A 25,071-nucleotide genomic window follows, 5' to 3' on the forward strand; every position below is an offset into this window, starting at 1 on the left:
GGCTAAGCGATATTATTTAGTGATCACTTTTAGCGGTACTGGGATGTACGCTTCAACCGCTGAACCTTTCAGTACTTTATCCGCGGTTTCAACGCCAAGCGCACCGATTAGGTCTGGTTGCTGCGCGATAGTTGCAGACAATTTGCCACGGTTCACCGCTGCAATACCGTCGTCAGTACCATCGAAGCCGACAATCATCACATCTTTACCTGAAGCTTGAACGGCACGTAGCGCACCAAGAGCCATCTCATCGTTCTGAGCGAACACAGCCTGTACGTCTGGGTTAGCCGCGAGTAGGTTTTCCATCACGTTAAGACCTTTAGTACGGTCAAAGTCTGCCGGTTGGCTCGCAAGAACTTCCATTTCGCTGCCTTTAACCGCGTTCATGAAACCTTCGCCACGCTCACGAGCTGCTGATGTACCCGCGATACCTTCAAGCTGGATAACTTTCGCTTTCATACCCACTTTTTCAACGATGAAGTTACCTGCCATTTCGCCACCAACAATGTTGTCTGAGGCAATGTGACTCACTACTTCACCACGGCTAGCACCACGGTCTAGTGTTAGAACAGGGATATTAGAGCGGTTTGCCATACGAATTGCATTCGATACTGCATCAGAATCTGTTGGGTTGATCAGAATCGCTTTTACACCACGAATGGTTAAGTCTTCAATATTTGATAGTTCTTTGCTTGGGTCGTTCTGTGAGTCCAGAACAATCAGGTCGTAACCTAGCTCTTTAGCTTTCGCTTCTGCGCCATCTTTCATCGTTACAAAAAATGGGTTGTTCAGCGTCGACAGTACGATTGCCATCGTGTCCTGTGCTTGCGCCGATACAGAAACGGTTGAAGAAAGTAGTGCTGCAGAGATTAAAGTTGCGAGTTTTTTCATTTTCTCAGTCCTTGTGTAGGGCGAGCCAAGACACGTCACTTGGCTCTATTTAGTTATGATTTACTTGTTTTTGTTGTCGACCAGTACCGCAAGCAAAATAACAACTGCTTTCGCGATCATTTGGTAGTAAGACGAAACATCGAGTAGGTTGAGCGCATTGTTAAGGAAGCCGATGATTAGTGCACCAATCAAGGTTCCCATAATTCTGCCCTTACCTCCCATCAAGCTAGTGCCACCCAATACCACAGCAGCGATAGCGTCTAGCTCATAGCCCATACCCGCAGTCGGTTGAGCAGAAGAGAGTCGAGAAGTCACGATGATGCCTGCCAATGCAGCGAGTAAGCCACAGATGGCGTATACGCCAATTTTTACACGATCAACGTTGATACCAGATAAACGGGTTGCCGATTCGTTACCGCCCAAGGCATAGACGTAGCGACCAAAACGGGTGTGATTCAGCAGATACCACGCAGCAGCAAACACAATCATCATTAACCAAACCGGTACTGGAATACCTAGTGCGTAGCCCGTACCAAACCAAGCAAACGCATCCGCCGTATCAGTAAAGCCTGTAGAAATAGGACGACCGTCGGTGTAAACCATAGTGACGCCACGTAGCAAAGTCATGGTTACCAAGGTAGCGATAAACGCCTGCACCTTACCTTTAGCGATAATGACACCACTAATAGCACCCAGTGCGGCACCCGCTAGCAGAGCGGTTGGCACCGCAATCAGGACAGGCACTTCCATTGCGATAAGGCTCGCGGCAAACGCACCGCAAAGTGCCAGTACCGAGCCAACGCTAAGGTCAATACCCGCCGTAAGAATGACCAATGTCATACCGACCGCAATAATTGCATTGACGGACGTTTGGCGCAGAATGTTGAGAATATTGTCAACGGTAAAAAAGTTCGGGTTTAAAAACGATACGACGACAATTAAGAATAGAAGTGCGATCAAAGACTTTTGTTCAATCAACCACTCTTTGCTAAACAGCTTCTTGCCGTTTGTTTGTGTTGGTTTGCTCATGGTATTGGTACTCATGCTGCTTCCTCGTTAATCTTTTTGCCTACGGCACAGGCGAGTAGTTTTTCTTGATCGGCGTCTTTAGCATTGAACTCGCCGCTAATTCGTCCTTCATGCATCACTATGATTCTGTCACTCATACCCAGAACTTCCGGCATCTCTGACGAGACAAGAATGATGCTCATACCGTCGGCTTTAAACTTATTGATCAGTTGATAGATTTCTTTCTTGGCACCAACGTCTACACCGCGTGTCGGTTCATCCAAAATTAGGACTTTCGGCTTGGTCATTAGGCCTTTCGCAATCGCCACTTTCTGCTGATTACCGCCTGATAAGTTGCCAATGATCTGATCACGTGTCGGTGTTTTGATGTTGAAAAGCTTGATAAAGTCTTCAACGGCAATAATTTCGTCTTGGTGCTGGATTCGACCACCTTTTGCCAGCTTATCGAGCGCACATAAAGACATGTTTTCTTTGACCGAAAGCCCCAGAATCAATCCGTCTCCTTTACGATCTTCAGAGATGTACGCAATCCCATTCGCCAAGCCATCTTGTGGGCTGACTGGGTTGATGGTTTTATTGTCGAGATTGATGACACCTCGTTCACTTGGCAGTGCTCCGTAGATCACCTTCATCAGTTCAGTTCGACCCGCGCCCATAAGACCGGATACACCCAAGATCTCACCGCGTTTGAGCGTGAAGCTCACATCCTGGATGCCTGAACCCGTTAAGCCAATCACTTCAAGGCAGGTTTCACCATGGCGGACATCAATGCGTGGGTATTGTTCATCAAGCTTACGCCCAACCATCATTTCGATTAGGCCATCTTCATCGGTATCCGACACCTGACATTGACCAATGAACTTGCCGTCACGTAAAACGGTAATATCATCGCAAATTTCAAAAATCTCTTTGAGACGATGAGAGATGTAAACAATGCCACATCCTTGAGCGCGTAACTCGTTGATGACATTAAACAGCGACTCTGTTTCAGTATCAGTCAACGCGTCTGTCGGCTCATCCATAATGATGACTTTTGATTCGAACGACAGCGCCTTCGCGATTTCAACCATCTGTTGTTCGCCCAAGCTAAGCTCGCCAAGCAAGGTGCTTGATGGATGTTTAACGTTAAGGCGGCCAAGCAACCGATCGGCTTCTTGGTACATCTTTTGCCACTGAATGCCACCAAACGCGTTGGTAAACTCACGGCCAAGGAAAATGTTTTCGGCAATCGTCAGTTCAGGGATCAGATTCAGCTCTTGGTGAATAATACTGATGCCCGCCTCTTGAGAGTCGCGAGGTCCTTTAAATGCTGCGGTTTGGCCTTGGTATTGAATGGTGCCCGCATCTTTGCTGTAGATACCAGTCAGTACTTTCATCAAGGTCGATTTGCCCGCACCATTCTCTCCCATCAGGGCCATGACGCGCCCAGGGTAGACATTCAGGCTCGCCTTATCTAACGCCTTAACGCCAGGGAATGCTTTCTCGATCGAGCTCAACTGTAGGATAGCTTGAGTCATAACTCTTCCTTACTATTGCGAGGGTTAGAAAACCACGCCCGCTTGAAATATGACGTTTGCATAAGGAGTACACTCGCCCGTACGAACGACTGCTCGGCTCTGTCGGGTACGTGCTTTAAATTCCTCATGTGACACATAGGAAATAGAGATCTCTTTACCGCAACGCACACTCTCTGCAAGTAGCTCAACTTTCAGCGCCTCATGGAGTTCTGGACTAACCGCTGCAAATTCTTGCGCAACCACTACGCCTTCAATTTGAGATTCAGACAACATCACTTTAACGGTTTCCATAAACGACGGAACACCATGTGTCAGGGCTAAATCAATACGCTGAACCTCGTCTGGTATTGGTAATCCTGCGTCACAAATCGTTATCTCATCGGTATGACCTAACGTCGCTACCAAGTACGAAAGCTCAGAATTTATTAGGGTACTTTTCTTCATCTCATCGACCTATCAAATACACGTTTACACAATGGTGAGTCTTGATTTCACTATCAGATTTGTTATTGAGAAAAAACTCATCGAAACGTTTCGATAGAATAATAGTCGCTCACCTCATAAATTCGAGAGCAAGATAAGTAGAGTGTGAATTTGATCTTCTTTGGCAACCACTATTGTTGGCACAGAGTGATTCAGATCACCTCATCGAAACGTTTCGATAGGCTATTTTCTTTATTTTTTCATTCCCCAAACACCAACCCCGACCGTTTTAGGTATAGTGACGTACACTAACAATCTTTGGAAAACAAAATGAAGAAAATCATACTTTCTGTAGTCACTCTTCTTGCACTAAATGCCTGCAAAACTGAGGTGGGTACTCAAGCGTGGTGTGACGAGATGGCGGACAAACCAAAAAGTGAGTGGAACGCTCAAGGTACCGTCGATTACGCTAAGCACTGTGTGTTACTCGATGCGGTTGGAAGCGAAGCTTGGTGTAGTGATCTCGAAGATAAACCAAAAGGTGACTGGAGCGCCAATGAAGCGACCAGTTACGCGAAACATTGCGTATTCTAAACAACAAAGGTCTGGTGTTATCCAGACCTTTGTATTTCATTGATTGAGATGAGATTGTAAAACTAAACGCGCTCTTCTAGCGAAATGTTGTTATTAGCCCATAACAAGGCTTGCAGGCGATTTTTCGCATTGATCTTCTTAAAGATATTATGAAGATGCGTTTTAACCGTATTCTCACTGACAAACAGTTCGTCTGCAATTTGGATATTTGAAGCACCGTGACCAAGTAAACGCATGATCTCCTTCTCACGTTTAGTGAGGTTGGCATAAGCCTGAGACGTGGTCACTATATTGGCACAGCGGAAATGCTCGATGTAGTCTTGCGCGACTTTTCGCGATAGCCACATCTCATCTCTCATTATTTTTTCCATGCCTTTAAGCAGCAGAGGAACTTCGTCATCAAGGTAAAAGACCCCAACCAAATTGCGCCATTTAAACAGTTGGCTTGAAGACGCATCAATTGGGCAATTGAAAACAATTTCTTTGATCGTAGCATCGCTATGAGATTTGGCGCTGCTATAGTACTCAAACTTGCTATCATCCAAGTAGTGGTAATCAATAAGCACTAAGCTATCTAATTGCCCCTGCCCTTCATCCATTGCTTGCAAAGTATCAGCTGTCACTATGCTAACTTGTAATCCTAAGCCCTTCTCCAAAGAGTCCTTAAGCAGTTTAGATTGCATGCTTACATCAGAAATCAGAGTAATCTTGTCGTTATCACGGTTAGTCATAATGGGTCCCTGCACACGTTGTTGATAAATTAAAACTATCGTTTAGAACTAAATAGTCAACATGTTGATTAATCAAGTGAATTAAACTACCGCTATTTAATTCATGGTAATCATGGGCTTAGAACTAATTTCTTATTTTTGAGAACACACCGAGTTATCTGTTAGGCGATTCACAACAGCAAAAAAATTGTACCAGAAGAATGACGGTTAACTATGCTGTTGCAGATAAGAAGACTTACGACGCCATAGAGCAATACCACTCAAGATAAGTAGTCCCAACCAACTGTTTGCCCCACCTGAGTCTCCACCCGAGCTATTTGCATTTATCGAATTGAGGTAACTGATTCGCTGCGCATCGTTGACCGTCACTTTTGGCGTTTCTGAGCCATTGAGTACTGAACTTATCCAGGCCCGATGGTCTGACACCTCTGTAAATATTGAATTGGCACGCACACTCATATCACCACAAGTCGTTGGACCAAAACTGGTAATGCCTACCTGCTTGTTGTTCCAGAATAATGGGCCACCGGAATCCCCCTGACAGGTTGCATTATCACGACCATTTTGTCTTGACGCTCCGTCCATGCATAAATTCGCTGACGTATCGACATTGTATAAATGACAGTTCGAATTGCTAACGTAGCGCAGCTGAGTTTCCTGAAGAGCCTCGCTATCGTCATAACCAGACTGGGTATTACCATGACCAACCGCAAAGAAAGGATCACCTGAACTGATACCTCGATAGTTGGTCGCATCGGTACTGCTTGCGAGATCGGCGTAATCGAACACGGCGGTAATAGGCTGGGACAGCTTCAAAATAGCAATATCATTGGCTAAAGTATCGTTGTTGTAGTTGTCTGGGTAATAGTATTCACTCACCATCACTCGCTGTGTGATAGCGTTGGGAAAGTCCGACTCATTCTGAAGTTGGGGAACGACTGAGGTAAACAGCTGGGTATTGGTATCGCCATAAATACAGTGCGCCGCCGTCAGTACATAGTACTGTGTTAACAGCGTGGCACCACAGTACGGCGACGTACCATATATACGATCATAATCAATACGATCGTACATGAGACTCGTAAAAGAGGGATACTTGGTTGCACTAATATCATTACCATTTACTACATATGGCGTAATTTCAACACTGGTATAAGCGCTGGTTACATATAAACTAGAAAGTAAAATGGCTAACTTTCGAATCACGGCTCGCTCTCCATAGCACTTGGGTACTATATAAGTATAAAAAAACCTCTCAGAATTGAGAGGTTTTATCACAAGAATTTATTTTGGTCACGAAATGTTAACCTCGGTAATACCTTTGCGGAACAAATGGCATTTTTTCAACAGTCATTGGTAGCTTCTTACCACGTACATCTGCAAACAGTTCTGTGCCAATAGCAGCAAGGTCTGCACGCACATAAGCCATAGAAACTGGCTTACCCGCATTAGGACCAGCAGTACCACTCGTCACGACACCCACTTTATTGTCCTGAGCGTCAAACAGCTCTGTACCTTCACGAACTGGCGCTTTAGTTTGACCAACTAGACCAACACGCTTGCGAGAAACATCTTTACTTTCAATCTGGTTTAGAATGATATCTGCACCAGGGAAGCCGCCTTCGCGCTCACCACCGATGCGACGAACCTTCTGAATACCCCAAAGTAGGCTTGCTTCCACTGGAGATGTGGTTGCATCAAGATCATGACCGTATAAGCATAAACCACACTCTAAACGAAGTGAGTCACGTGCACCGAGACCAATCCACTCAACTTCTTCTTCGTTTGTCAACTTTTGCGCCAGCTCTTGAGCATGGGTGTTCGGTACCGAGATTTCATAACCATCTTCACCCGTGTAACCACTACGGCTCACGATACACTCTACGCCAAGAATCTCTAGCTTCTTCACATCCATAAAGAGCATATCGGCAACTTGTGGGTTGAATCGCTTGAGAACGTCTACAGCCTTAGGGCCTTGAAGCGCAAGAAGAGCACGATCATCAATCACTTCCAGCTCTACGCCAGACGGTAGGTGCGCTTCCAGATGGTCAATATCCTGTTGCTTACATGCCGCATTGACAACAACAAATAGATGATCGCCTAAGTTAGCCACCATCAAATCATCCATAATGCCGCCCTGTTCATTGGTAAAGAACGCGTAGCGCTGGTTGCCAGAAGGCAGATCGATAATATCAACAGGAACCAGTGACTCAAGAAACGCCGCTGCGCCCTCACCATGAAGACGAAGCTGTCCCATGTGCGACACATCAAACAGGCCTGCCTCATCACGCGTGTGTAGATGCTCTTTTTTAACACCAAGTTTGTACTGAACTGGCATATCATAACCAGCGAAAGGTACCATCTTTGCGCCAGCTTCAACGTGCAGTGCGTGCAAAGGTGTTTTGAGTAGTTCTTGAGTCATTGTTGTCTCCATTTAGTCAGGTTCGTTTTCCATTCAAGGAAACCTTGTTTCCAATAATAAACACGAGTAGATAGAATTTGCACGATTAACAAGATCAGAACCGTTCAAAATGTGACATTTAACATCATATTCACAATAAAGACTGAAAATAAAAACGCCACCTTGACGAACAAATCGTCAAGGTGGCGGTATTGCATTCATGTTCAACCCAAAAGCAACCGTTTGCATTCACTATAAGAAATTAACAAACCGTTCACGTTACTTTGCAGTAACCCACAAAATGTGCGCGTCTTGCTCACTGGTTGAGACCAACATATGCCCCATATTGGCATCATAATAGACGCTATCACCTGCATGCATTTCTACTGGTTCATAGAATTCGGAATAGAACATTACTGAACCAGATAAAATCAGTAGAAACTCCTCTCCGTCATGTCGCACCCAATCGGTGTACTCATCAAAGCTTCGAGCGTGGACCTGACTCTTAAATGGCATCATTTTCTTGTTAGATAGTTGCGTAGCCAGAAGCTCATGCTCATAGGTAGGTGTAGGATGCGGTTTACCCTGATTTGCCTTGGTAATATCCCTACGCCCTGTCGCCACCTTTTTTCTAGGCGGTTCAAACAGTTGCGGCATATCTATCTGCAATCCAGATGCCAATTTCTGCATCGCTTGGAAGGTTGGAGAGATCTGCTCATTCTCGATTTTACTTAACGTCGAACGCGCCAACCCTGTACGCTGACTCGCCTCTTCTAATGTAATGCCCAACTTGCCACGAATATCTTTAATTCGCTGCCCCAGTTTTAGCGGTTCAATGTTTTCTTCAGCCTCTTTGGCCAGAGTCAAAGATGGATAATCATCAAAGATATCTTCGGGCATATTTCCCTCTTAATTTCTACTACTTCCTGTCTCATTTTTCATTGTGCACGAAGCGTAAAGTGGAAGAAAGGTTCGAATGAGAAATAAACCGTGCTCTTGTTAACAAAAATAGAAACCTTGTTTCCAATAGGAAATTTTTGGTTGATTGTTCCTTTCACAACCGTTATGTTACCAACTTGTTAGTTGTAGAGATGTTATTTCGGAAGCCAAATGTTGAGGAATTTAACCCTTGGTTTCAGTTTTCCCCGCTATTTTGGGGTATGGAAATTCACCCTGCTCGTGCAGAGTAATGAGCAGACAAAGAAGTAGAACTGACGAGAACCAATTAGCGTATATAAAAATCTCGTTGGCACGAATGGAAGGTCATCTACCATGAACAAACCGTTTCAAAATCATAGCCTAGAGAACTTTTTCTCTACTAACCTTGCTGCTACTGATGATGCTGTATTCGCTGGCATCCAAGCCGAGTTCACTCGTCAAAACGAACAAATTGAGCTTATCGCTTCTGAGAACATTGTTTCTAAAGCGGTAATGCAAGCACAAGGAACGTGTTTAACAAACAAATACGCAGAAGGTTATCCAGGCCGCCGCTATTACGGTGGTTGTGAACACGTAGATACGGTTGAGTCTATCGCTATTGAACGCGCAAAACAGTTGTTCAAGTGTGAATATGTCAACGTTCAGCCTCACTCTGGCGCTCAAGCAAACGGTGCGGTAAAACTGGCTCTACTTCAACCTGGTGATACCATCCTAGGTATGTCTCTAGACGCAGGTGGTCACCTGACTCACGGTGCTCGCCCTGCACTTTCAGGCAAATGGTTCAACGCAGTACAGTATGGCGTTGACCGTGAAACACTTGAAATCAACTATGAAGATGTTCGCGCATTAGCGGTTGAACACAAGCCTAAAATGATTATTGCAGGCGGTAGTGCGATTCCACGCACGATTGATTTCGCTAAGTTCCGCGAAATCGCAGACGAAGTGGATGCAATCCTAATGGTCGATATGGCACACATTGCTGGCCTAATCGCAACGGGCGCTCACCCTAGCCCACTACCGCATGCACACGTGGTGACGACCACAACTCATAAAACACTACGTGGTCCTCGCGGCGGCATGATTCTGACCAACCACGAAGAGATCATCAAAAAGATCAACTCAGCCGTTTTCCCTGGTCTACAAGGCGGCCCACTAATGCACGTAATCGCAGCTAAAGCAGTCGCATTTGGTGAAGCGTTAGGTCCTGAATTTTCAACTTATATTGATTCAGTGATCGACAACGCAAAAGTTCTTGCGGAAGTATTGCAAACTCGCGGTTGTGACATTGTGACTGGTGGTACAGATACGCACCTGATGTTGGTTGACCTACGTCCTAAAGGACTGAAAGGCAACAAAGCAGAAGAAGCCCTAGAACGTGCTGGGATCACATGTAACAAAAATGGCATCCCATTCGACTCAGAGAAGCCTATGATTACATCGGGCATCCGTTTGGGTACGCCTGCAGGAACAAGCCGAGGCTTTGGCGCTGAAGAATTCAAACTCATCGGTAACTGGATTGGCGATGTACTAGACGGGTTGGTTGATAACCCAGAAGGCAACGCTGAAGTAGAGCAACGTGTTCGCAAAGAAGTGAAAACACTCTGCGCTCGCTTCCCACTTTACCAATAAACAATTTAATACAGTTATTTTTGGAGAATAAGCAATGGACAACACACTGAAGTTTGCAGACAGCCATGAATGGGTTCGTGACAACGGTGATGGCACAGTAACTATCGGTATTTCGGAGCACGCACAAGAGATGCTAGGCGACGTTGTATTCGTAGACTTGCCTGCTGTTGAAGACGAAATCGAAGCAGGCGACAGCTTCTCACTTGTTGAGTCTGTAAAAGCAGCGTCGGACATTTACGCCCCAATCACGGGCGAAATCGTTGAAATCAATGAAGATCTAGAAGACAGCCCAGAGCTTATTAACGAAGAACCTTATGAAGGCGGCTGGATTGTTAAAGTGAAGATGTCTGATCCATCAGAGCTAGACAATCTAAAAGACGCAGAAGAGTACCTAAACTCAATCGAAGACGAGTAATTAGGAATACAGCAAAGCTGCCCCGTTTAGGTGGCAGCTTTTTTTCAACGTTCGGACGTATAATCAATATTATCAGCAATGCTGTAATCCGTTACCCGAATGATGGAGTAGGTAAAGGACAATGACTGAATTACTTCAAAGCCTCAGCACACAAAATGAGTTCGTTGCACGCCACAATGGACCAAACAAATCTGACCAACAAAAAATGTTGGAAGCGATCAACGTAGCGAATCTAGACACATTGATCGAAGAGACGGTTCCAGCGCAAATTCGCCTAGAAAAGCCAATGACGCTTGCAGAAGCAAAAAGCGAAGCAGACATGCTGGTTGCCATGCGCGAATTTGCTAACCTTAACCAAATTAAGCGTACCTTTATTGGTCAAGGTTACTACAACACTTTCACACCAAACGTAATTTTACGTAACGTGCTAGAAAACCCAGGTTGGTACACTGCGTACACGCCATACCAACCTGAGATTTCTCAAGGTCGTCTTGAAGCACTGCTTAACTACCAGCAGATGGTCATGGATCTTACTGCAATGGACATTGCGAACGCATCACTGCTTGACGAAGCAACAGCAGCCGGCGAAGCAATGACTCTGTGTAAGCGTGCAGGTAAGAGCAAGAGCAACGTTTTCTTCGTTGCTGATGACGTTCATCCACAAACGCTTGAAGTCGTCAAAACTCGTGCTAAATACATCGGTTTCGATGTTCAAGTTGGCGCAGTTGAAACACTGGCTGACCAAGACGTGTTCGGTGCATTACTTCAGTACCCAGGCACAACGGGTGAAGTTCATGATCTGACTGACATCATCACTAAAGCACATGAAAACAAAATTCTAGTAACGGTCGCAACCGACCTACTCGCCTCAGCTCTTATTAAACCTGCGGGTGAAATGGGCGCTGATGTAGTAATCGGTAGTGCTCAACGCTTCGGCGTACCAATGGGCTACGGTGGCCCACACGCTGCATTCATGGCAACACGTGACCAACATAAACGTACGATGCCTGGCCGTGTTATCGGTGTTTCTATCGATGCCAACGGCAACCAAGCGCTACGTATGGCAATGCAGACTCGTGAACAACACATCCGTCGTGAAAAAGCGACCTCGAACATCTGTACTGCACAGGCTTTGCTAGCGAATATGGCCTCTTTCTACGCCGTTTACCACGGAGCAGAAGGTCTGCGTACTATCGCGCGCCGTACTCACCACATGACAGCGATCCTTGCGGCCGGCCTTAACAAATCCGGCTTTGAACTGGCTCACAACAGTTTCTTTGACACCATCACTATCAACTCGGCAGACAAAACAGACGAGCTATACGCGAAAGCGCAAGCCGCTGACATCAACCTGCGCAAGCTTGATGGTAAGTTAGGCATCAGCTTCGACGAAACAACAACCACGTCGGATATCGAAGCACTATTTGCAGTATTTGCAGTATTTGCAGTTAGCCAAGATGTGAATACCCTTTCTTCAGAAATTGCTAGCAACGAGTTTGCCGCGATTCCAGAAGCATTGCGTCGTACATCTAAGTACTTGACTCACCCTGTGTTCAACACGCACCACAGCGAAACGCAAATGATGCGTTACCTGAAGCAACTTGAGAACAAAGACTTCTCGCTAACACACGGTATGATCCCACTAGGCAGTTGTACAATGAAGCTTAATGCTGCTGCTGAAATGATCCCAGTGACATGGCCTGAATTTGGCTCAATTCACCCATTCGCACCAATGGATCAAGCCGCAGGCTACTCAGCTCTAGCTAAAGACCTAAAAGAGAAGCTATGTGAAATCACAGGCTACGACGCGTTCTCACTTCAGCCAAACTCTGGTGCATCAGGTGAATACGCAGGTCTTATCGCGATTCAGCGCTACCACGAAAGCCGTGGCGAAGGGCACCGTAATGTGTGCCTGATCCCTAGCTCAGCACATGGTACTAACCCTGCGACTGCGTCTATGGTGTCAATGAAGGTCGTCGTTGTTAAGTGTGATGACGAAGGCAACATCGATATGGCCGACCTAGCCGCTAAAATCGAAAAGCACGCAGAAAACCTATCAAGCATCATGATCACCTACCCTTCGACGCACGGTGTGTATGAAGAGCAAGTGAAAGAAGTATGTGAAATGGTTCATGCGGCTGGCGGTCAGGTTTACCTAGACGGTGCCAACATGAACGCACAGGTGGGCTTAACGTCTCCAGGCTTTATCGGCTCAGATGTTTCACACCTGAACCTACACAAAACGTTCTGTATCCCACACGGTGGCGGTGGTCCTGGTATGGGTCCTATCGGTGTTAAATCACACCTAGCACCTTTCCTACCTGGTCACATCGAAAATGGTGTTGAAGGCAACGACTACGCGGTATCTGCTGCGGATCTAGGTAGTGCTTCAATCCTGCCAATCTCTTGGGCTTACATCGCGATGATGGGTGAAGCGGGTCTAACAGAAGCAACAAAAGTCGCGATTCTAAACGCAAACTACGTGATGGAGCGTCTACGCCCTCACTACCCTGTACTTTACCGTGGTACTAACGGCCGCGTTGCTCACGAATGTATTATCGACATTCGTCCGCTTAAAGAAGAAACAGGCATCAGCGAAGAAGATATCGCTAAACGTCTTATGGACTACGGATTCCACGCGCCAACGATGTCGTTCCCTGTTGCGGGTACACTGATGGTTGAGCCAACAGAATCTGAAGACCTAGAAGAACTTGACCGCTTCTGTGATGCCATGATTGCTATCCGTGAAGAGATGGACAAAGTCAAAAATGGTGAGTGGCCACTAGACAATAACCCTCTAGTGAAAGCGCCTCACACTCAAGTTGACCTGTCGAAAGACGAATGGGACCGCCCTTACTCGCGTGAGCTAGGCTGCTTCCCATCACCTGCGACTAAGAGCTGGAAGTACTGGCCAACTGTTAACCGTGTAGACAATGTCTACGGTGACCGTAACCTAATCTGCTCTTGTCCAAGTATCGACAATTACGAAGATTAATTATCTCGTTGATCACAGATAACCAAGTTGGAAACTAACTTGAATAAAAAGGCGAACCGTTTGGTTCGCCTTTTCTTTGGGGGGCGTTGTAGCTCATATGAACAACCAACTTAATAGCGTTAACTTAACTACCATACCGTCCTTAAAGCTGACTGGTTGGTCGGTAAGGATTTCCATTGATCGTTTAGTGTCCACTTTTAGAAATTAGATACAAGTGTTTCCTCGCTCTAGACGAAATCACATAAAGTATGTCTCCTCGCAACCTAGTCCTGATGTGACCTACTACAATCGATAATGTCATTCCAATGCGGGACGAGCATCAGGGTTACCTAAGCCTCACATTTCTCTCTTGCATACGCTGAAAAATGTCCCAAGCAGTCCTGATTCGATAGATGCATTTAGAACTAACTATAAGTGCAATAAAATCACGTTATTCAAGTCAGCATTTACTTAAAATTCACACTGTAAGATGCTCGTTCCGCCTCTGTGTTTTGTACAAAAAAAACACGCTAAATTGCCAGTTGCATATGTTAATAATACCACCTAGTTATTGTGGTTATATTATAAAAAAGAATGATGTATGTGGTGGTTAGGGATAGTCGTAGGCGTTGCTCATGCAATGTCTTATCGCTTTGAATTAATAAGTTTAGGGATAGCACTGATTAGTTTTGCTGTTCTTTTCTTTGTGCATATTCAGCTCAAAACAAAAAGCGCTCGATGTGCCTTATGGATGTTATTTGGATTAGGGTATTACGTTACCTCACTGTTTTGGGTGAACGGTTACCTCGCTGATGAGTACGGTGACGCCAGTTGGATACGTTGGGGACTTTGGCCCTTACTTATCTTCATATTATCACTAAGCTTTCTGATTGTTCCTATTGTTACTCTCGGGCTGTCTCGTCGCAGTGCATTGGTGACGCTTCCCTTTATCTTAGTGTCTATTGATATCTTACGTGAACTTACCAGCTTTTCGTTTTCATGGTTACATCCCGGTTTCTTATTCCAAGATGTCGGTTTGTCCGGCTGGTTAAGTGTTATCGGGGCTTTTGGTGGCAGCTTTTTAGTTTATGTCGTGGCGAGTTTGTTGGTTTATGTGTTTATCAATCGATCGTCACCGACTCGCCCCTTGAGCCAATTTGTGATGAGTATTTTGGTTATCGTTGCGCTCGATAAAGGCATTCAAGCGGTGAATAACTACTACTTCTCGCCTGACCAAGCGAAGGTTCGAATGATTCACGGGAATTTCAGTGGTACACACAAGCTGTCCAAAAATGAGGTCATTGAACGTGTTCAGCGTTACGCATCTCTTTCCTTGCAAGCGCCAAGAGCCGACATTGTCGTGTGGCCTGAATCTTCGATGTCCATGCCGTATCGAGAAATTGCTCCTTTTGTTCAGAAAAGCCTACAGAAAATTGACGACAAACACGTGGTGGTTATTTGGGGTGGACAAGCGAGAAATGGACAGCACTTGCAGAACGTCATTTACCGAAACGATGAGCTTGCCCCTATTTACTATAAGCAGCGTTTGGTGCCTTTTGGTGAGTATCGCCCCACTTGGTTTATTGATTGGATGGAGCGCGTGACGTTATCTAGAGGTGGCGATATGCAAGTCGTCCCCAATACGAGCAACGTCCATAATATTGGGCCGCTCAAAGCAGTGTTAGCCGTATGCTATGAGGCGCTCTATTCCGATGTGTTCGCCTCTAAATTACAGTCCGGTAACGTCGCGATTTTACTGAGTGATGTGGAATGGACACAAACCCCTTGGGTCAAACAGTTTCTACTCAAATTGACGCAGGTGAGAGCGGCTGAAATTGGAAAGTCGATTATTTATCCGACCAATCAGGGCTTTACTTCGCTTGTCGCACCTAATGGCGATGTGCTTTCTCAAGTTACTCATCAAAGAACGCAGGTATTGGATGTCGTTGTGCCACTCCAAACACGCCAAACTCTTTACACGCAGTACGGACACAAATGGCTATTGTGGCTATCAGTCGGTGTCTTGCTGTTACTGCATGCACTTAATCAGCTTGGGCTAACAAATGTTCGCTCTACCCATAATAAGCGCATCTTTAGCGCAGCGAAAAATACCGAAACAAGGATACGTCATGGTTAAACGTTGGTTCACGACAGGGGCTGGTTTTGCTCTTGTTGTCGGCATTGGTATCGTTGCCCTTAACTACGATAAATCGGTACATACTCAGAGAATAGGCACGCCTGTCGCAAGCTCTTCTTCTCCAGATATGGAGAGTGCGTCAGATTCATCAACCATAGCACTCACTGAGTCGAGCCATGACTTTGAGTCTCAAAGCGAGCGCCTTGAAGCTCAGATGCTGGCAGAGCTGGACATGTTTAACCAAGATATTGCTGATGCTAAACGTCAGTTAGATGAAGAGACGGTGATAGCTCAATCTGAAGAAGAGTCCCCTGAATTGGTATTGGCTAAAGCGAGTATGATTTTGTCAGAGCTTGAGCAAGAGGGCATTGTATTCACCTACGACCCTGTATTACTGACTCCTGATACGCCGTCGACTCAAGTTCAAGCAATTGAAAAGCAAGTGATTGAGGTCGAAGACGATCTTATCGATATTGAACAACGATTTAACAATTTGGGTAACAACAAGGAGTCGTTATGATAAGAATTAAATCGAGCTTATGTATCGTTGCGCTCTCTTGTTTCTCCCTCCCTTCTCTTTCCTCTTCTGTGGGGGAACTCAGTGGTAGTGCATTTGTTTCTCAAGGAAAATCAGGTTATCAAGTTGATTTGCAGTTACCGAGTGGCGTCAATGAGCTTGTCCCTTCTTTGTCTGTCAGTTATCAACAGGGCTCAGGGAATGGGCCACTAGGCTTAGGAGTGAGTTTGGATGGCTTATCTAGCATCACTCGCTGTAGCCGAAATGAACAAGATGATGGTGTCAACAGTGGGCTCCGTTTTGATGATACCGATGTCTACTGTTTGGATGGCAAAAGGCTTTTCCTAGTCTCGGGGCAGTTAGGTAAAAATGGCAGTGAATACCGCACTAAGGGAGGTTGGCAAACTAAGGTAGTTGCAAACGGCAGCCTGACTTCGGGGCCTGATAGTTGGACGATTTATTCCGCAGATGGTTATGTGACCCGATACGGTTCAAGAGAGGACGCACAACTTACGGTTGATGGTCATGGGCTCGAATGGTTTATTTCTCAGCAATCTGACCGATTTAATAATGGTATCGACTATCGGTACCGAACTCACCAAGGTCAACATTATCTTGATAAAATCCAATACGCAGATGTAAGCCTTAACTTTAATTACGTCAATCGCCCTGATGTCCTCTCTTCCTATCGGTTTGGTCAGAAACAAACATTGGCACAAAAGCTCGATAATATTCAAATTAACCGCAGTGGTCATGCGCTTCGCCGCATTGAATTCACCTATGGTGAAGTGAACTCTCAAGGCATTGAACTGACGCGTTTAAATAGCTTGCGAGTGTGTGGCTCGGATGAGGAATGTATGCCTGCTCATACCTTTGAGTGGGAAAGTAACCCTTATGCCGGTAGTGAGCCGGAGCAAAAAACGCTCTACCGCCTGGGTGAGTTTAAAGGCTTTGTTGCTGGCGACATCAATCGAGATGGTTTGAGTGATATTTGTTATTTAAAAGACGGCCTCTACTGTGGCTTGAATGAAGGTAATGGCCGTTATGGCAGTGCGGTGAAATGGAGCAGTGATTTCCAAGGTAGTGCATGGGAAGAAGCAGAAAACTACGCATCCATCAGCCTAATGGATATCGACGATGATAGTTTTCAGGATGTCTGTGCATTCAATGAAACGGGCTTTTTCTGCGCATTAAACCGCAATGGACGCTCGTTTGATTCTGGGCATTACTGGAGCCGAAATTATACGATTGATAAAGCGGTACGCCTATTGGATGCCAACAATGATGGATTGGTGGATGTTTGCCGCGTTGAATCGAACCGTGTGGTGTGTGCGAACAATACCGGAAGTGGCCTATCATCAGACTATGTGCTGATTAATCATGGTTATCCTTTAGAAAAAAGCTATGAATCTATGAAATTTCTTTTTCTAGATTTCACGCCAGAACCAGTAAAAATGCCACAAAGCCAATTCATCGATATAAATAAAGATGGGTTTGCAGACCTTTGCGGGGTAAGGCTTGATGGTCACTTTTACTGCTCATTAGGCAAGAAGTCGGAAGGGAACCTGTCATTTGAAGCACCAGATCGCTGGGCTAATCAGTTGCCGATAGGTGGTCAATTGCCCTCAGATCCACAGCCTAATCTCGAGCCATACTTTCAAGATGTGGCTAAGGTCGAACAACTTCAACGCACCATGAACTTGGTGGATATCAGTGGTGATGGTTTGCCAGAACTGTGCTATCGAAGCGGGAATAACTATGTCTGTCATCAAAATACAGGCAAAGGTTTTGAAACTGCCACAACGCGTTTGGTTCTTGGACGCGACCACTTTGAAATCTCTGATGATGATGACGATAATGTTGCTCAAGTGGAAGCCTCTATCATGCTATCTGATCGAAACAGCGATGGGCTAGCCGATTTCTGTTACATCGCTGGAGAGCGAGTGTATTGTGCCTACGGTAATGGCGATCGTTTTAATCAATCAACACTTCTCGCTACGATAAACGCAGACCTTGAACTTCTTGATGATGACATTACATATTCAGATAACTATGTAAAAAAAATCTTTGGTATTAAGACGACCATTTACTATTTGTATTCCAATAACATTTACGGCCCGTTTAAAAAAGGCGTGGATGCGAATGGCGATGGTCTACTTGGCGATTGTTACCGCTCTATCGATGGATTAACGTGTTTGTCTTATGAGTTTGAGCCATTAGCACTACTTAAATCTGTGACATCTGGCTTAGGGATAAAAAGTGAGTTCGAGTATGGCATGACGGGCGATGCTTCGGTGTTTCAAAATGCAGCCCCACCGCAAGGACTCATTGGCTTAACGCCAAACTTCAAAGTAGTGAAAGCCCTCAAGCAAGACAATGCTATTGGTGGCACTAATCGAACTGAATACCTATATAAAGGTTATCACGCACATAAGGACAAGGGACTACTTGGATTTGGTGAAATCCAGACTCATGATGTTGAGCGCAAAACGAAGTCGATTAGTACGACTGCGTACCACGGAGACTGGGTGCCTTATATCGCTAAAACCGAAACTAATATTAACAATCGCAAAGTAGCAGAAAGTCATTTTGTTTATCAAGATGTTAATGCACCTGTATCAGGTCAAACATGGCCTCAATTGGTCGAAACCAACCAGAAGGCGTGGGATTTATCCTCGAACCTGTTAACGAATACGACGACTCAATACCGTGGCTATGATGCGCTTAACTTCCCAGATACGATTACCAAAGTCATTGAAGATGGTAACGGAGGGCAATTCATTGAAACCACGACAACACGCTACCAACACGACACTCAGCGCTGGCTGATTGGTAAACCAACTAATATCAGTGTCACTAAATCGAACCGTCACGACTCCCAAGTAAGGCGTACCTCTTTCTCTTATGACGCTGATACAGGCGCATTAGTTGAACAAACTTTAGAGCCCGGACATGCATTGGCATTAACGACTCGATTTGGTTATAGCCCTAAAGGGTTTAGAACCTCAGAGCAAACAACGGGAAGTGGTGAAACCAGACAATCGGCAACGGCTTACGATGTCTATGGACGAGTGACCAGACACACAAACGCACTCGGTCATGCTGTGAGCACCACCTATGACAACCAATGTGGTCTGCCGCAGAGCATTACCGATGCGAATGGTTTGGTCACACGCTTTGAGTATGATGATTATTGTCGCGAAGTGAAGAAAACACTTCCTGACGGCAATTGGGTTGCGCAGGTGTATGAGTGGAGCGATGGTGCTGATGCAGGGTTAGACCAGCATGGATTAACCCTCGGTGACCGCAGTGTCTTTATGGTGACCACACAAACCTCGCAAGGCGGGCTGTCAACGACGTATTTCGATGGATTAGGCCGAGAAGTTCGCACGACACAACTCAATGGTGATGGTAAAACGGTTATTGTCGATATCGCTTATGATGCCAAAGGGCAAAAAGTGGGCGAAACCATGCCTTACTTTGAGGGCTACTTCGCTGGCGATGCGACTTTCTGGTTGCAAACCGCTTATGATGATTTAGGTCGCCCAATTAGGCAAACCCAGCCTACAGAAGATGTCGGTGACCTAGTATCCACAACGTACTATCAAGGCTTAACCGCGACAATAACTGGTCCTGGTCAGTTTGAAAAAGTCGAGCAAACCAATGGCCTAGGTCAGACGGTTCAAATTACTGAAAATGGGCAATCGACGGTTCGCTATACCTATGACGCAGTAGGGAACCTAACAAAAACCGATACCAATGGTTTGGTGACGGAGCTGACTTATAACCAGCTAGGTTATAAAACTCAAATGAACGACCCTGCAATGGGCGTGTGGACGTACGGACATAACGCTTGGGGCGAGCTTGTTTGGCAACAAGATGCTAAGGGGCAACGCACCACCTTTACTTATGATGCACTTGGCCGAAAAACGGGTGAAACTCGTCCTGATGGTGTAAACCAATGGCAATATGACCAAGTATTGAAAGGTGGTCTTGATGTCGCAAGTAGTGATAGCAGCAATCGCAGCTACACATACGATGCCCTCGGTCGAACAGAGTCTATGACCTTAACGATTGATGGCTCCAGTTACACCACTCAGTATGAGTACAATGAGCAAGGCCGACTAAGTCGAGTGATTTTCCCATCGGGTATGAATCTGGATAAAGATTATGATGTCAATGGCCTACTCAAACGAATGAGTATTCCCTACTCAGACATTTGGGATAGCCAATATTTGCAAATTGAAACTGCGCTGATGGAAACCTCAGAGCGCATCATGGAACTTGAGGCACAGGCCTACGAGCTAGAGCAAAGCGCCCAATTTTACATTGAAGAATCTGAACGTCTTCGCCAAGCCGCAGAGCAGTTATTTGCACAAAGTGCTAGCTATCAAAACACGGCGAATCAGCTAAGCGCCAGTGCACAGTCTTTGTTTAGAAGTGCAAGTATTAATATTCAGAGAGCAAATAGGTATCGTGCCAAAGCTAATTACTATTGGTCAGCGTATAGTGGGACAATATTCAATCATTACAAGACTCAAAACGGTTATGCGTATTATAAATATGATCGCTGTCTGAAGAAAGACTGGAAAGGAAACTGTAAAACCCGAAAAGTGTATACAGAGAGGGTACCTCTGTGGATGGTTCAGAATAATTTTTGTTGGCCTTCTAGTGGCAAGTTAAAAGCAGGTTGTTTTGTAGGGCCTTCTTCATCGGTTAACTTAACGCAAGTCTATAAACGTTGGGCTGACCATTATTATGCCATTGCGAATCGCCAGCGTGCGCAAGCAAACCAAGAACAAAGCCAAGCGAATCATTACCAAGCGTTATCTGATAACGCAGAAGCTAGGGCGGATGAGCTGATTACGCAAGCTCAGAGCTATGCGTCTCTTGCAAGAACGCAAACCGACCTTTTATCAGACTTAACGGATGAGCTGGATGATTTAGTGGTGGCTGAGGCAGAGCTTCAAGAAATCATGGATCAGCGTCTTGAGGATGAAACGGCTGAAATTGTTTGGGTGGCGACCAGCCGTGATAACTTCGGTCGAATCGGTGGTGAACTGTTTGGCAATGGTCTACTAACTCGACGTGATATAGACCGCTCTCGTGGTACGGTTCAACGCATCACTACAGGCATGGGCGATACCTATCTGCGTGATATCAATTATACCTATGACGAGCGCAGTAATGTGTTAAGTAAAGTCAGTGCGATACGCAATCAATCTGAATACTACCAGTATGATGACTTTGACCGTCTAACGCAGTGGAACTTCAGCGATAACAAGAGTGTCTCCTCTATTGAGCGCGACTATCGTTACGATGTCTATGGCAACTTGACGTATAAAACCGATCAAGGTGACTTTGAAGTCAATCCAAATGGTCAGTTAACGAACGGATATACCTATGATGCCAACGGCAACATGCTGACAGGTCGTGGCCGTACACTTGCTTGGAACTCGTTTAACAAAGCTAGACATATCAACGACAATGGCAATATCGTGCAATATCAGTATGGCAGTGAACGTGAGCGTGTGAAACAAAGCGCAAATGGTGTGACGACATACTACATTAGTCCTGAATATCAGCTTGAATTATCAACGGATAACAGCGGTAAGACCGTGACAACAATGCGTCACCGCTTCCTTGCCGATAACCAAGCGGTTGCTGAGCATGTCAAAACGTTAATTGGCAGCGAAAAACAAATTGACCGCACAGCTTATTTCCATCGCGATGCTCTCGGTACGGCTGACCTCATTACAGACCCGAACGGACAAGTGCAGATTGAGCGTGGCTATACGCCATTTGGTGAGCTACTCGCCTCTGCTGAGTTGCAAGCAACCCCAATGTTTACCAACGCAGAAATGCGCGGCTTTACTGGGCATGAAAATGTTGGCAATAGCAGTGGTCTTATTAATATGAACGCGCGTTTGTATGACCCTGTGATTGGTCGTTTCTTAAGTGCCGATACGTTCGTGCCAGAGCCGAGCTTTAGCCAAAGTTACAACCGTTACGCTTATGTACTTAATAATCCGGTGAAATTTAATGACCCTACTGGTCACGTTTGGGGGTGGTTTGTTGCTGGGCTTGTCATTTTTATTGGGTCTCAAACCTTTGAAAATCCGACCATACAGAAAGTCGGCGCAATCGTTGGTACGGTGATGATGGCCTATGGTGCCGGAGGGTTTTATTCGAGTTTAGGAGAAACTGCACAAGTAGCGGCAAGTGGTGCAACTACCTCTTTTACAACTAACTATATAACCACGGGAGACTTTGGCAGCGCATTAGAGGCAGGTGTTATTGGTGGAGCATCAGCGGCTATTACCAATGGGCTCGCCCATGGTGAGGGCAGTCCATTCAATGCACAAACAGGAAGCTTAAGAGCGGCATTACCCCTTGCTCATGGTGTAGCTCAAGGCGGTATCCATGAATTGCAAGGTGGTAGCTTCAAGCAAGGCTTTATCAGCGGTGTCATTGGTAAGCTTGGTGGAGGAATTGTTCATGCCAATGTTCAAACGCAGACTCTTCAAGCTGGAGGTATGATTATCGTGTCAGGTATAGCGGCCGCAGCAAGTGGAGCCAACAGCCGAGATGCGGTGATGCGCTCTGCTGTTAGTGTGATTACAGTTTACTTGTACAATGACTTACGTGGTATGAATGGTATCGCGAAAATGAGTGAAGCAAATACAATCATAAAAGAAGTTAATGATGCTGCTACAAAAGACAGTGTAGAGTTCTTTAAAAAAGAAGGCCCGGCTCTAGCAGTTGACTCTTTAACTGTTACAGTGGGAAGCATTGATTGTATTGCTGGCACTAAAATTGGGTGTGCACCAGCACTATGGGCGGCTGCTAGTATTGACGCTAGATGGAACCAACAACCACATATTGTTGAGCAGGGGTTAACTCAAATGAATGTTCCTTATGCTTCTGAGTTAACAAACTTAATCGGTTTGGGGTTGTCCGTGCAGGGTACAATAAACTTTATGCAAGGTTATACAACATTAGATAACACCATTGATGCGGTGGGAACTGGGGTAATTCTTTATGAGAGCAGCCATAAGCCTTAGAGGTTTGGCAATATATGTTATGTTCGCAGCAACTTGGTTTTTTTTTACAACATATAAAACAAACGGAACTGAATTAACTGTAGATACTAAGCTGGTTTTTTTAGGAGAAGACAGCGAACGATTCGGTGGGGTGTCTTTATATTATCAAACGGTAAAGGGAATCAAGTTAAGAGTTAGAGTGAATAGAGAAAGCTATTTGGCATTAATGAGCTCAGATATCACAGATAAACGTTTGTGCAGCGTTGTTTATTTTAAGAACGAAAGCTTTGTTTTTAATGAATATCAGAGTGTGAAGTCGATTCAATGTGATGGGCGCAATCTCTACCCTCTTTCTGAGTAATAATAGATTATGTTATGAAATTATACTATGTGTCAGTTTTAATGCTAGTTACAGGTTGTGGTGATGGTAGCTCTACCACCTCAAATCCAGACTCAAATGTATCTCGTTACAGTAGTGATTATGCTGCATCTGATTTACACGTGTTCTTCACACTATCAGCAACAAGCACCTCCAATGCTGAGGTTTATGGGTATGTGCAAGATACCTCGTTTAATTACGTTATAATTAATGGAAATAACGGCGTGAAGTTCTTGTTATTAATGTATTTGTGAGTAATGGAGGCTCTAAACAAATAAATCGATAACTAATTTCGGTTTGAAAAATAGACTTTTCCATATATTAAATAGGATGTAACTTTTATGAAATTAATATTTTTACCTTTAATTATTTTTTCCTCAACGCTATTAGCACAAGAGGTGGCAAGTGATGATAAAACCAATAAAGAATATACTTACTTAGGGGCAACATACAACGGTACAACTGATCTGGATGTTCTTTCAAATACGTTAGAGTTAGGGCCGGGGTTTTCTCTGAGTTTTGGGCATGTATGGACAGTCAGTGAGAAGTTTAATGTAAGCTTCGAAGGAGAGTATTTTTACATGGGAGATTTAGAAAGTTATTCATCTTACAAAGGATATTATGCAAGATCTGAGGTTAGTGTTTCTTCTTTGTCAGTCAATGTTAGACCAATTTACAAACCAATGAATAACGGTTTTTACATCGCCGCAGTCGCTGGTATAGGCCAATATACAATAGATGCTAGTGTTGATAGTAACATCCTTCCTTCAGGAAGTGGTGACTCTACAGATTTTGGGCATAGCTTAGGGGCTGAATTAGGGTATGAGTTTGAGAAGTTCGTCTTAAACTTAGGGTATCGCATGATGTATACAGCACCTGATAATATTGCAGTGAATCTTTCAACGGTTAGCTTTGGTGGACGATATAAATTCTAAACCATGTAGTACAGTAACGGATCTTTAACTTGAAAGATACTCAAGCTCAAGCATTGTAGCTAAATGCTTGAGCTATAAATTTTAAGTCATAAAACTGATAAGACGAGATGAAGTTTCGTATCGATCTATGGTTAGAACACCTACCCTAGAAAATACCATTCGAAAAGGTAGGCAATGAGCTTCAAGAAATCCTTGACCAGCGTCTTGAGGATGAAACGGCTGAAATTGTTTGGGTGGCGACCAGCCGTGATAACTTCGGTCGAATCGGTGGTGAACTGTTTGGCAATGGTCGGCGTTGTTGCCTAAATCAGTTGAACCTTTTTCGAGTCTTGCGATCTGACCCTTTATGATGGTTAGAGCGGTGGTGACATGGGTAAGGCAAAAAAGAAGATAACTAACTGGGCGGAGTACAATAAGGCTCTGTGTAAACGGGGCTCGGTTACGTTCTGGATAGATGATTCAGCTGTAGATGCATGGCGATGCAAAACCCATCATGGTAAGCGTGGTAGAGGTTTCC

17 protein-coding genes and 1 pseudogene are annotated in these 25,071 nt (G+C 45.0%); 10 read left to right on the top strand and 8 right to left on the bottom strand.

What is annotated here, in order from left to right; genetic code table 11:
* Positions 1–12 precede the first annotated feature (12 nt).
* The 4 genes from rbsB to rbsD are packed head-to-tail and all read right to left on the bottom strand — an operon-like array spanning position 13 to position 3,881.
* Positions 13–891 (bottom strand): ribose ABC transporter substrate-binding protein RbsB, encoded by an 879-nt coding sequence (gene rbsB, locus QTN94_RS10685; RefSeq protein WP_331427631.1) that lies wholly within the window; start codon positions 889–891, stop codon positions 13–15.
* A 60-nt stretch (positions 892–951) separates the two neighbouring features.
* Positions 952–1,935, bottom strand: coding sequence for a ribose ABC transporter permease (rbsC, locus tag QTN94_RS10690; RefSeq protein WP_331427632.1), 984 nt, complete (start codon positions 1,933–1,935; stop codon positions 952–954).
* Positions 1,932–3,437, bottom strand: coding sequence for a ribose ABC transporter ATP-binding protein RbsA (gene rbsA, locus QTN94_RS10695; RefSeq protein ID WP_331417494.1), 1,506 nt, complete (start codon positions 3,435–3,437; stop codon positions 1,932–1,934). Before rbsA ends, rbsC begins: the two co-directional genes overlap by 4 nt.
* A gap of 24 nt (positions 3,438–3,461) precedes the next feature.
* Positions 3,462–3,881, bottom strand: coding sequence for a D-ribose pyranase (gene rbsD / locus QTN94_RS10700; RefSeq protein ID WP_331417495.1), 420 nt, complete (start codon positions 3,879–3,881; stop codon positions 3,462–3,464).
* 309 nt (positions 3,882–4,190) lie between these two features.
* On the opposite strand from rbsD, the gene QTN94_RS10705 reads away from it, so the two are divergent.
* Positions 4,191–4,454, top strand: coding sequence for a DUF3012 domain-containing protein (locus tag QTN94_RS10705; protein ID WP_331427633.1), 264 nt, complete (start codon positions 4,191–4,193; stop codon positions 4,452–4,454).
* Between the two features lie 62 nt (positions 4,455–4,516).
* Here QTN94_RS10705 and QTN94_RS10710 read toward each other — a convergent pair whose 3' ends face one another.
* From QTN94_RS10710 to QTN94_RS10725, 4 genes are all read right to left on the bottom strand, one after another.
* Positions 4,517–5,185 carry a LuxR C-terminal-related transcriptional regulator gene (locus QTN94_RS10710; RefSeq protein WP_331427634.1) on the bottom strand — a complete coding sequence of 223 codons (669 nt, stop codon included), beginning with the start codon at positions 5,183–5,185 and terminating at the stop codon, positions 4,517–4,519.
* 207 nt (positions 5,186–5,392) lie between these two features.
* Positions 5,393–6,388, bottom strand: a complete 996-nt coding sequence (locus tag QTN94_RS10715; protein WP_331427641.1) for a trypsin-like serine protease — start codon at positions 6,386–6,388, stop codon at positions 5,393–5,395.
* Between the two features lie 100 nt (positions 6,389–6,488).
* The gene (gcvT, locus tag QTN94_RS10720) at positions 6,489–7,607 is read right to left on the bottom strand and encodes a glycine cleavage system aminomethyltransferase GcvT (RefSeq protein ID WP_269375707.1); all 1,119 of its coding nucleotides are present in this window, start codon (positions 7,605–7,607) and stop codon (positions 6,489–6,491) included.
* A 258-nt stretch (positions 7,608–7,865) separates the two neighbouring features.
* Positions 7,866–8,486 (bottom strand): helix-turn-helix domain-containing protein, encoded by a 621-nt coding sequence (locus tag QTN94_RS10725; RefSeq protein ID WP_138973173.1) that lies wholly within the window; start codon positions 8,484–8,486, stop codon positions 7,866–7,868.
* A gap of 372 nt (positions 8,487–8,858) precedes the next feature.
* On the opposite strand from QTN94_RS10725, the gene QTN94_RS10730 reads away from it, so the two are divergent.
* The 9 genes and pseudogenes from QTN94_RS10730 to QTN94_RS10770 all read left to right on the top strand — a co-directional run.
* A complete protein-coding gene (locus tag QTN94_RS10730) occupies positions 8,859–10,154 on the top strand; it encodes a serine hydroxymethyltransferase (RefSeq protein ID WP_331427635.1) in 1,296 nt (431 codons plus the stop codon).
* Between the two features lie 34 nt (positions 10,155–10,188).
* Positions 10,189–10,569 (top strand): glycine cleavage system protein GcvH, encoded by a 381-nt coding sequence (gene gcvH, locus QTN94_RS10735; protein ID WP_138973171.1) that lies wholly within the window; start codon positions 10,189–10,191, stop codon positions 10,567–10,569.
* 121 nt (positions 10,570–10,690) lie between these two features.
* Positions 10,691–13,564 carry an aminomethyl-transferring glycine dehydrogenase gene (gene gcvP, locus QTN94_RS10740; RefSeq protein ID WP_331427636.1) on the top strand — a complete coding sequence of 958 codons (2,874 nt, stop codon included), beginning with the start codon at positions 10,691–10,693 and terminating at the stop codon, positions 13,562–13,564.
* A gap of 619 nt (positions 13,565–14,183) precedes the next feature.
* Entirely contained in the window at positions 14,184–15,680 is a 1,497-nt protein-coding gene (lnt, locus tag QTN94_RS10745; RefSeq protein WP_331427642.1) for an apolipoprotein N-acyltransferase, read from the top strand.
* Entirely contained in the window at positions 15,673–16,200 is a 528-nt protein-coding gene (locus tag QTN94_RS10750; protein ID WP_331427637.1) for a hypothetical protein, read from the top strand. The genes lnt and QTN94_RS10750 overlap by 8 nt, the downstream gene beginning before the upstream one ends.
* Positions 16,197–23,261 carry an RHS repeat-associated core domain-containing protein gene (locus QTN94_RS10755; RefSeq protein WP_331427638.1) on the top strand — a complete coding sequence of 2,355 codons (7,065 nt, stop codon included), beginning with the start codon at positions 16,197–16,199 and terminating at the stop codon, positions 23,259–23,261. The genes QTN94_RS10750 and QTN94_RS10755 overlap by 4 nt, the downstream gene beginning before the upstream one ends.
* On the top strand, positions 23,239–23,601 hold the full coding sequence (locus QTN94_RS10760; protein ID WP_138973163.1) for a hypothetical protein: 363 nt from the start codon (positions 23,239–23,241) through the stop codon (positions 23,599–23,601). The genes QTN94_RS10755 and QTN94_RS10760 overlap by 23 nt, the downstream gene beginning before the upstream one ends.
* A gap of 359 nt (positions 23,602–23,960) precedes the next feature.
* Positions 23,961–24,554 carry an outer membrane protein gene (locus QTN94_RS10765; protein ID WP_331427639.1) on the top strand — a complete coding sequence of 198 codons (594 nt, stop codon included), beginning with the start codon at positions 23,961–23,963 and terminating at the stop codon, positions 24,552–24,554.
* 369 nt (positions 24,555–24,923) lie between these two features.
* Positions 24,924–25,071: pseudogene (locus tag QTN94_RS10770) on the top strand (IS5/IS1182 family transposase); the annotation flags it as partial.

The sequence above is a fragment of the Vibrio sp. M250220 genome, from assembly GCF_036533795.1.
GTDB lineage: Bacteria > Pseudomonadota > Gammaproteobacteria > Enterobacterales > Vibrionaceae > Vibrio.

Bases quoted from the DNA above. Each gene is read 5' to 3' on its own strand.
- gcvP (WP_331427636.1), top strand. From the start codon at position 10,691: ATGACTGAATTACTTCAAAGCCTCAGCACACAAAATGAGTTCGTTGCA.
- QTN94_RS10725 (WP_138973173.1), bottom strand. From the start codon at position 8,486: ATGCCCGAAGATATCTTTGATGATTATCCATCTTTGACTCTGGCCAAA.
- QTN94_RS10765 (WP_331427639.1), top strand. From the start codon at position 23,961: ATGAAATTAATATTTTTACCTTTAATTATTTTTTCCTCAACGCTATTA.
- rbsD (WP_331417495.1), bottom strand. From the start codon at position 3,881: ATGAAGAAAAGTACCCTAATAAATTCTGAGCTTTCGTACTTGGTAGCG.
- QTN94_RS10705 (WP_331427633.1), top strand. From the start codon at position 4,191: ATGAAGAAAATCATACTTTCTGTAGTCACTCTTCTTGCACTAAATGCC.
- gcvT (WP_269375707.1), bottom strand. From the start codon at position 7,607: ATGACTCAAGAACTACTCAAAACACCTTTGCACGCACTGCACGTTGAA.
- QTN94_RS10760 (WP_138973163.1), top strand. From the start codon at position 23,239: ATGAGAGCAGCCATAAGCCTTAGAGGTTTGGCAATATATGTTATGTTC.
- gcvH (WP_138973171.1), top strand. From the start codon at position 10,189: ATGGACAACACACTGAAGTTTGCAGACAGCCATGAATGGGTTCGTGAC.
- rbsA (WP_331417494.1), bottom strand. From the start codon at position 3,437: ATGACTCAAGCTATCCTACAGTTGAGCTCGATCGAGAAAGCATTCCCT.
- lnt (WP_331427642.1), top strand. From the start codon at position 14,184: ATGTCTTATCGCTTTGAATTAATAAGTTTAGGGATAGCACTGATTAGT.
- rbsC (WP_331427632.1), bottom strand. From the start codon at position 1,935: ATGAGTACCAATACCATGAGCAAACCAACACAAACAAACGGCAAGAAG.
- rbsB (WP_331427631.1), bottom strand. From the start codon at position 891: ATGAAAAAACTCGCAACTTTAATCTCTGCAGCACTACTTTCTTCAACC.
- QTN94_RS10750 (WP_331427637.1), top strand. From the start codon at position 15,673: ATGGTTAAACGTTGGTTCACGACAGGGGCTGGTTTTGCTCTTGTTGTC.
- QTN94_RS10755 (WP_331427638.1), top strand. From the start codon at position 16,197: ATGATAAGAATTAAATCGAGCTTATGTATCGTTGCGCTCTCTTGTTTC.
- QTN94_RS10710 (WP_331427634.1), bottom strand. From the start codon at position 5,185: ATGACTAACCGTGATAACGACAAGATTACTCTGATTTCTGATGTAAGC.
- QTN94_RS10730 (WP_331427635.1), top strand. From the start codon at position 8,859: ATGAACAAACCGTTTCAAAATCATAGCCTAGAGAACTTTTTCTCTACT.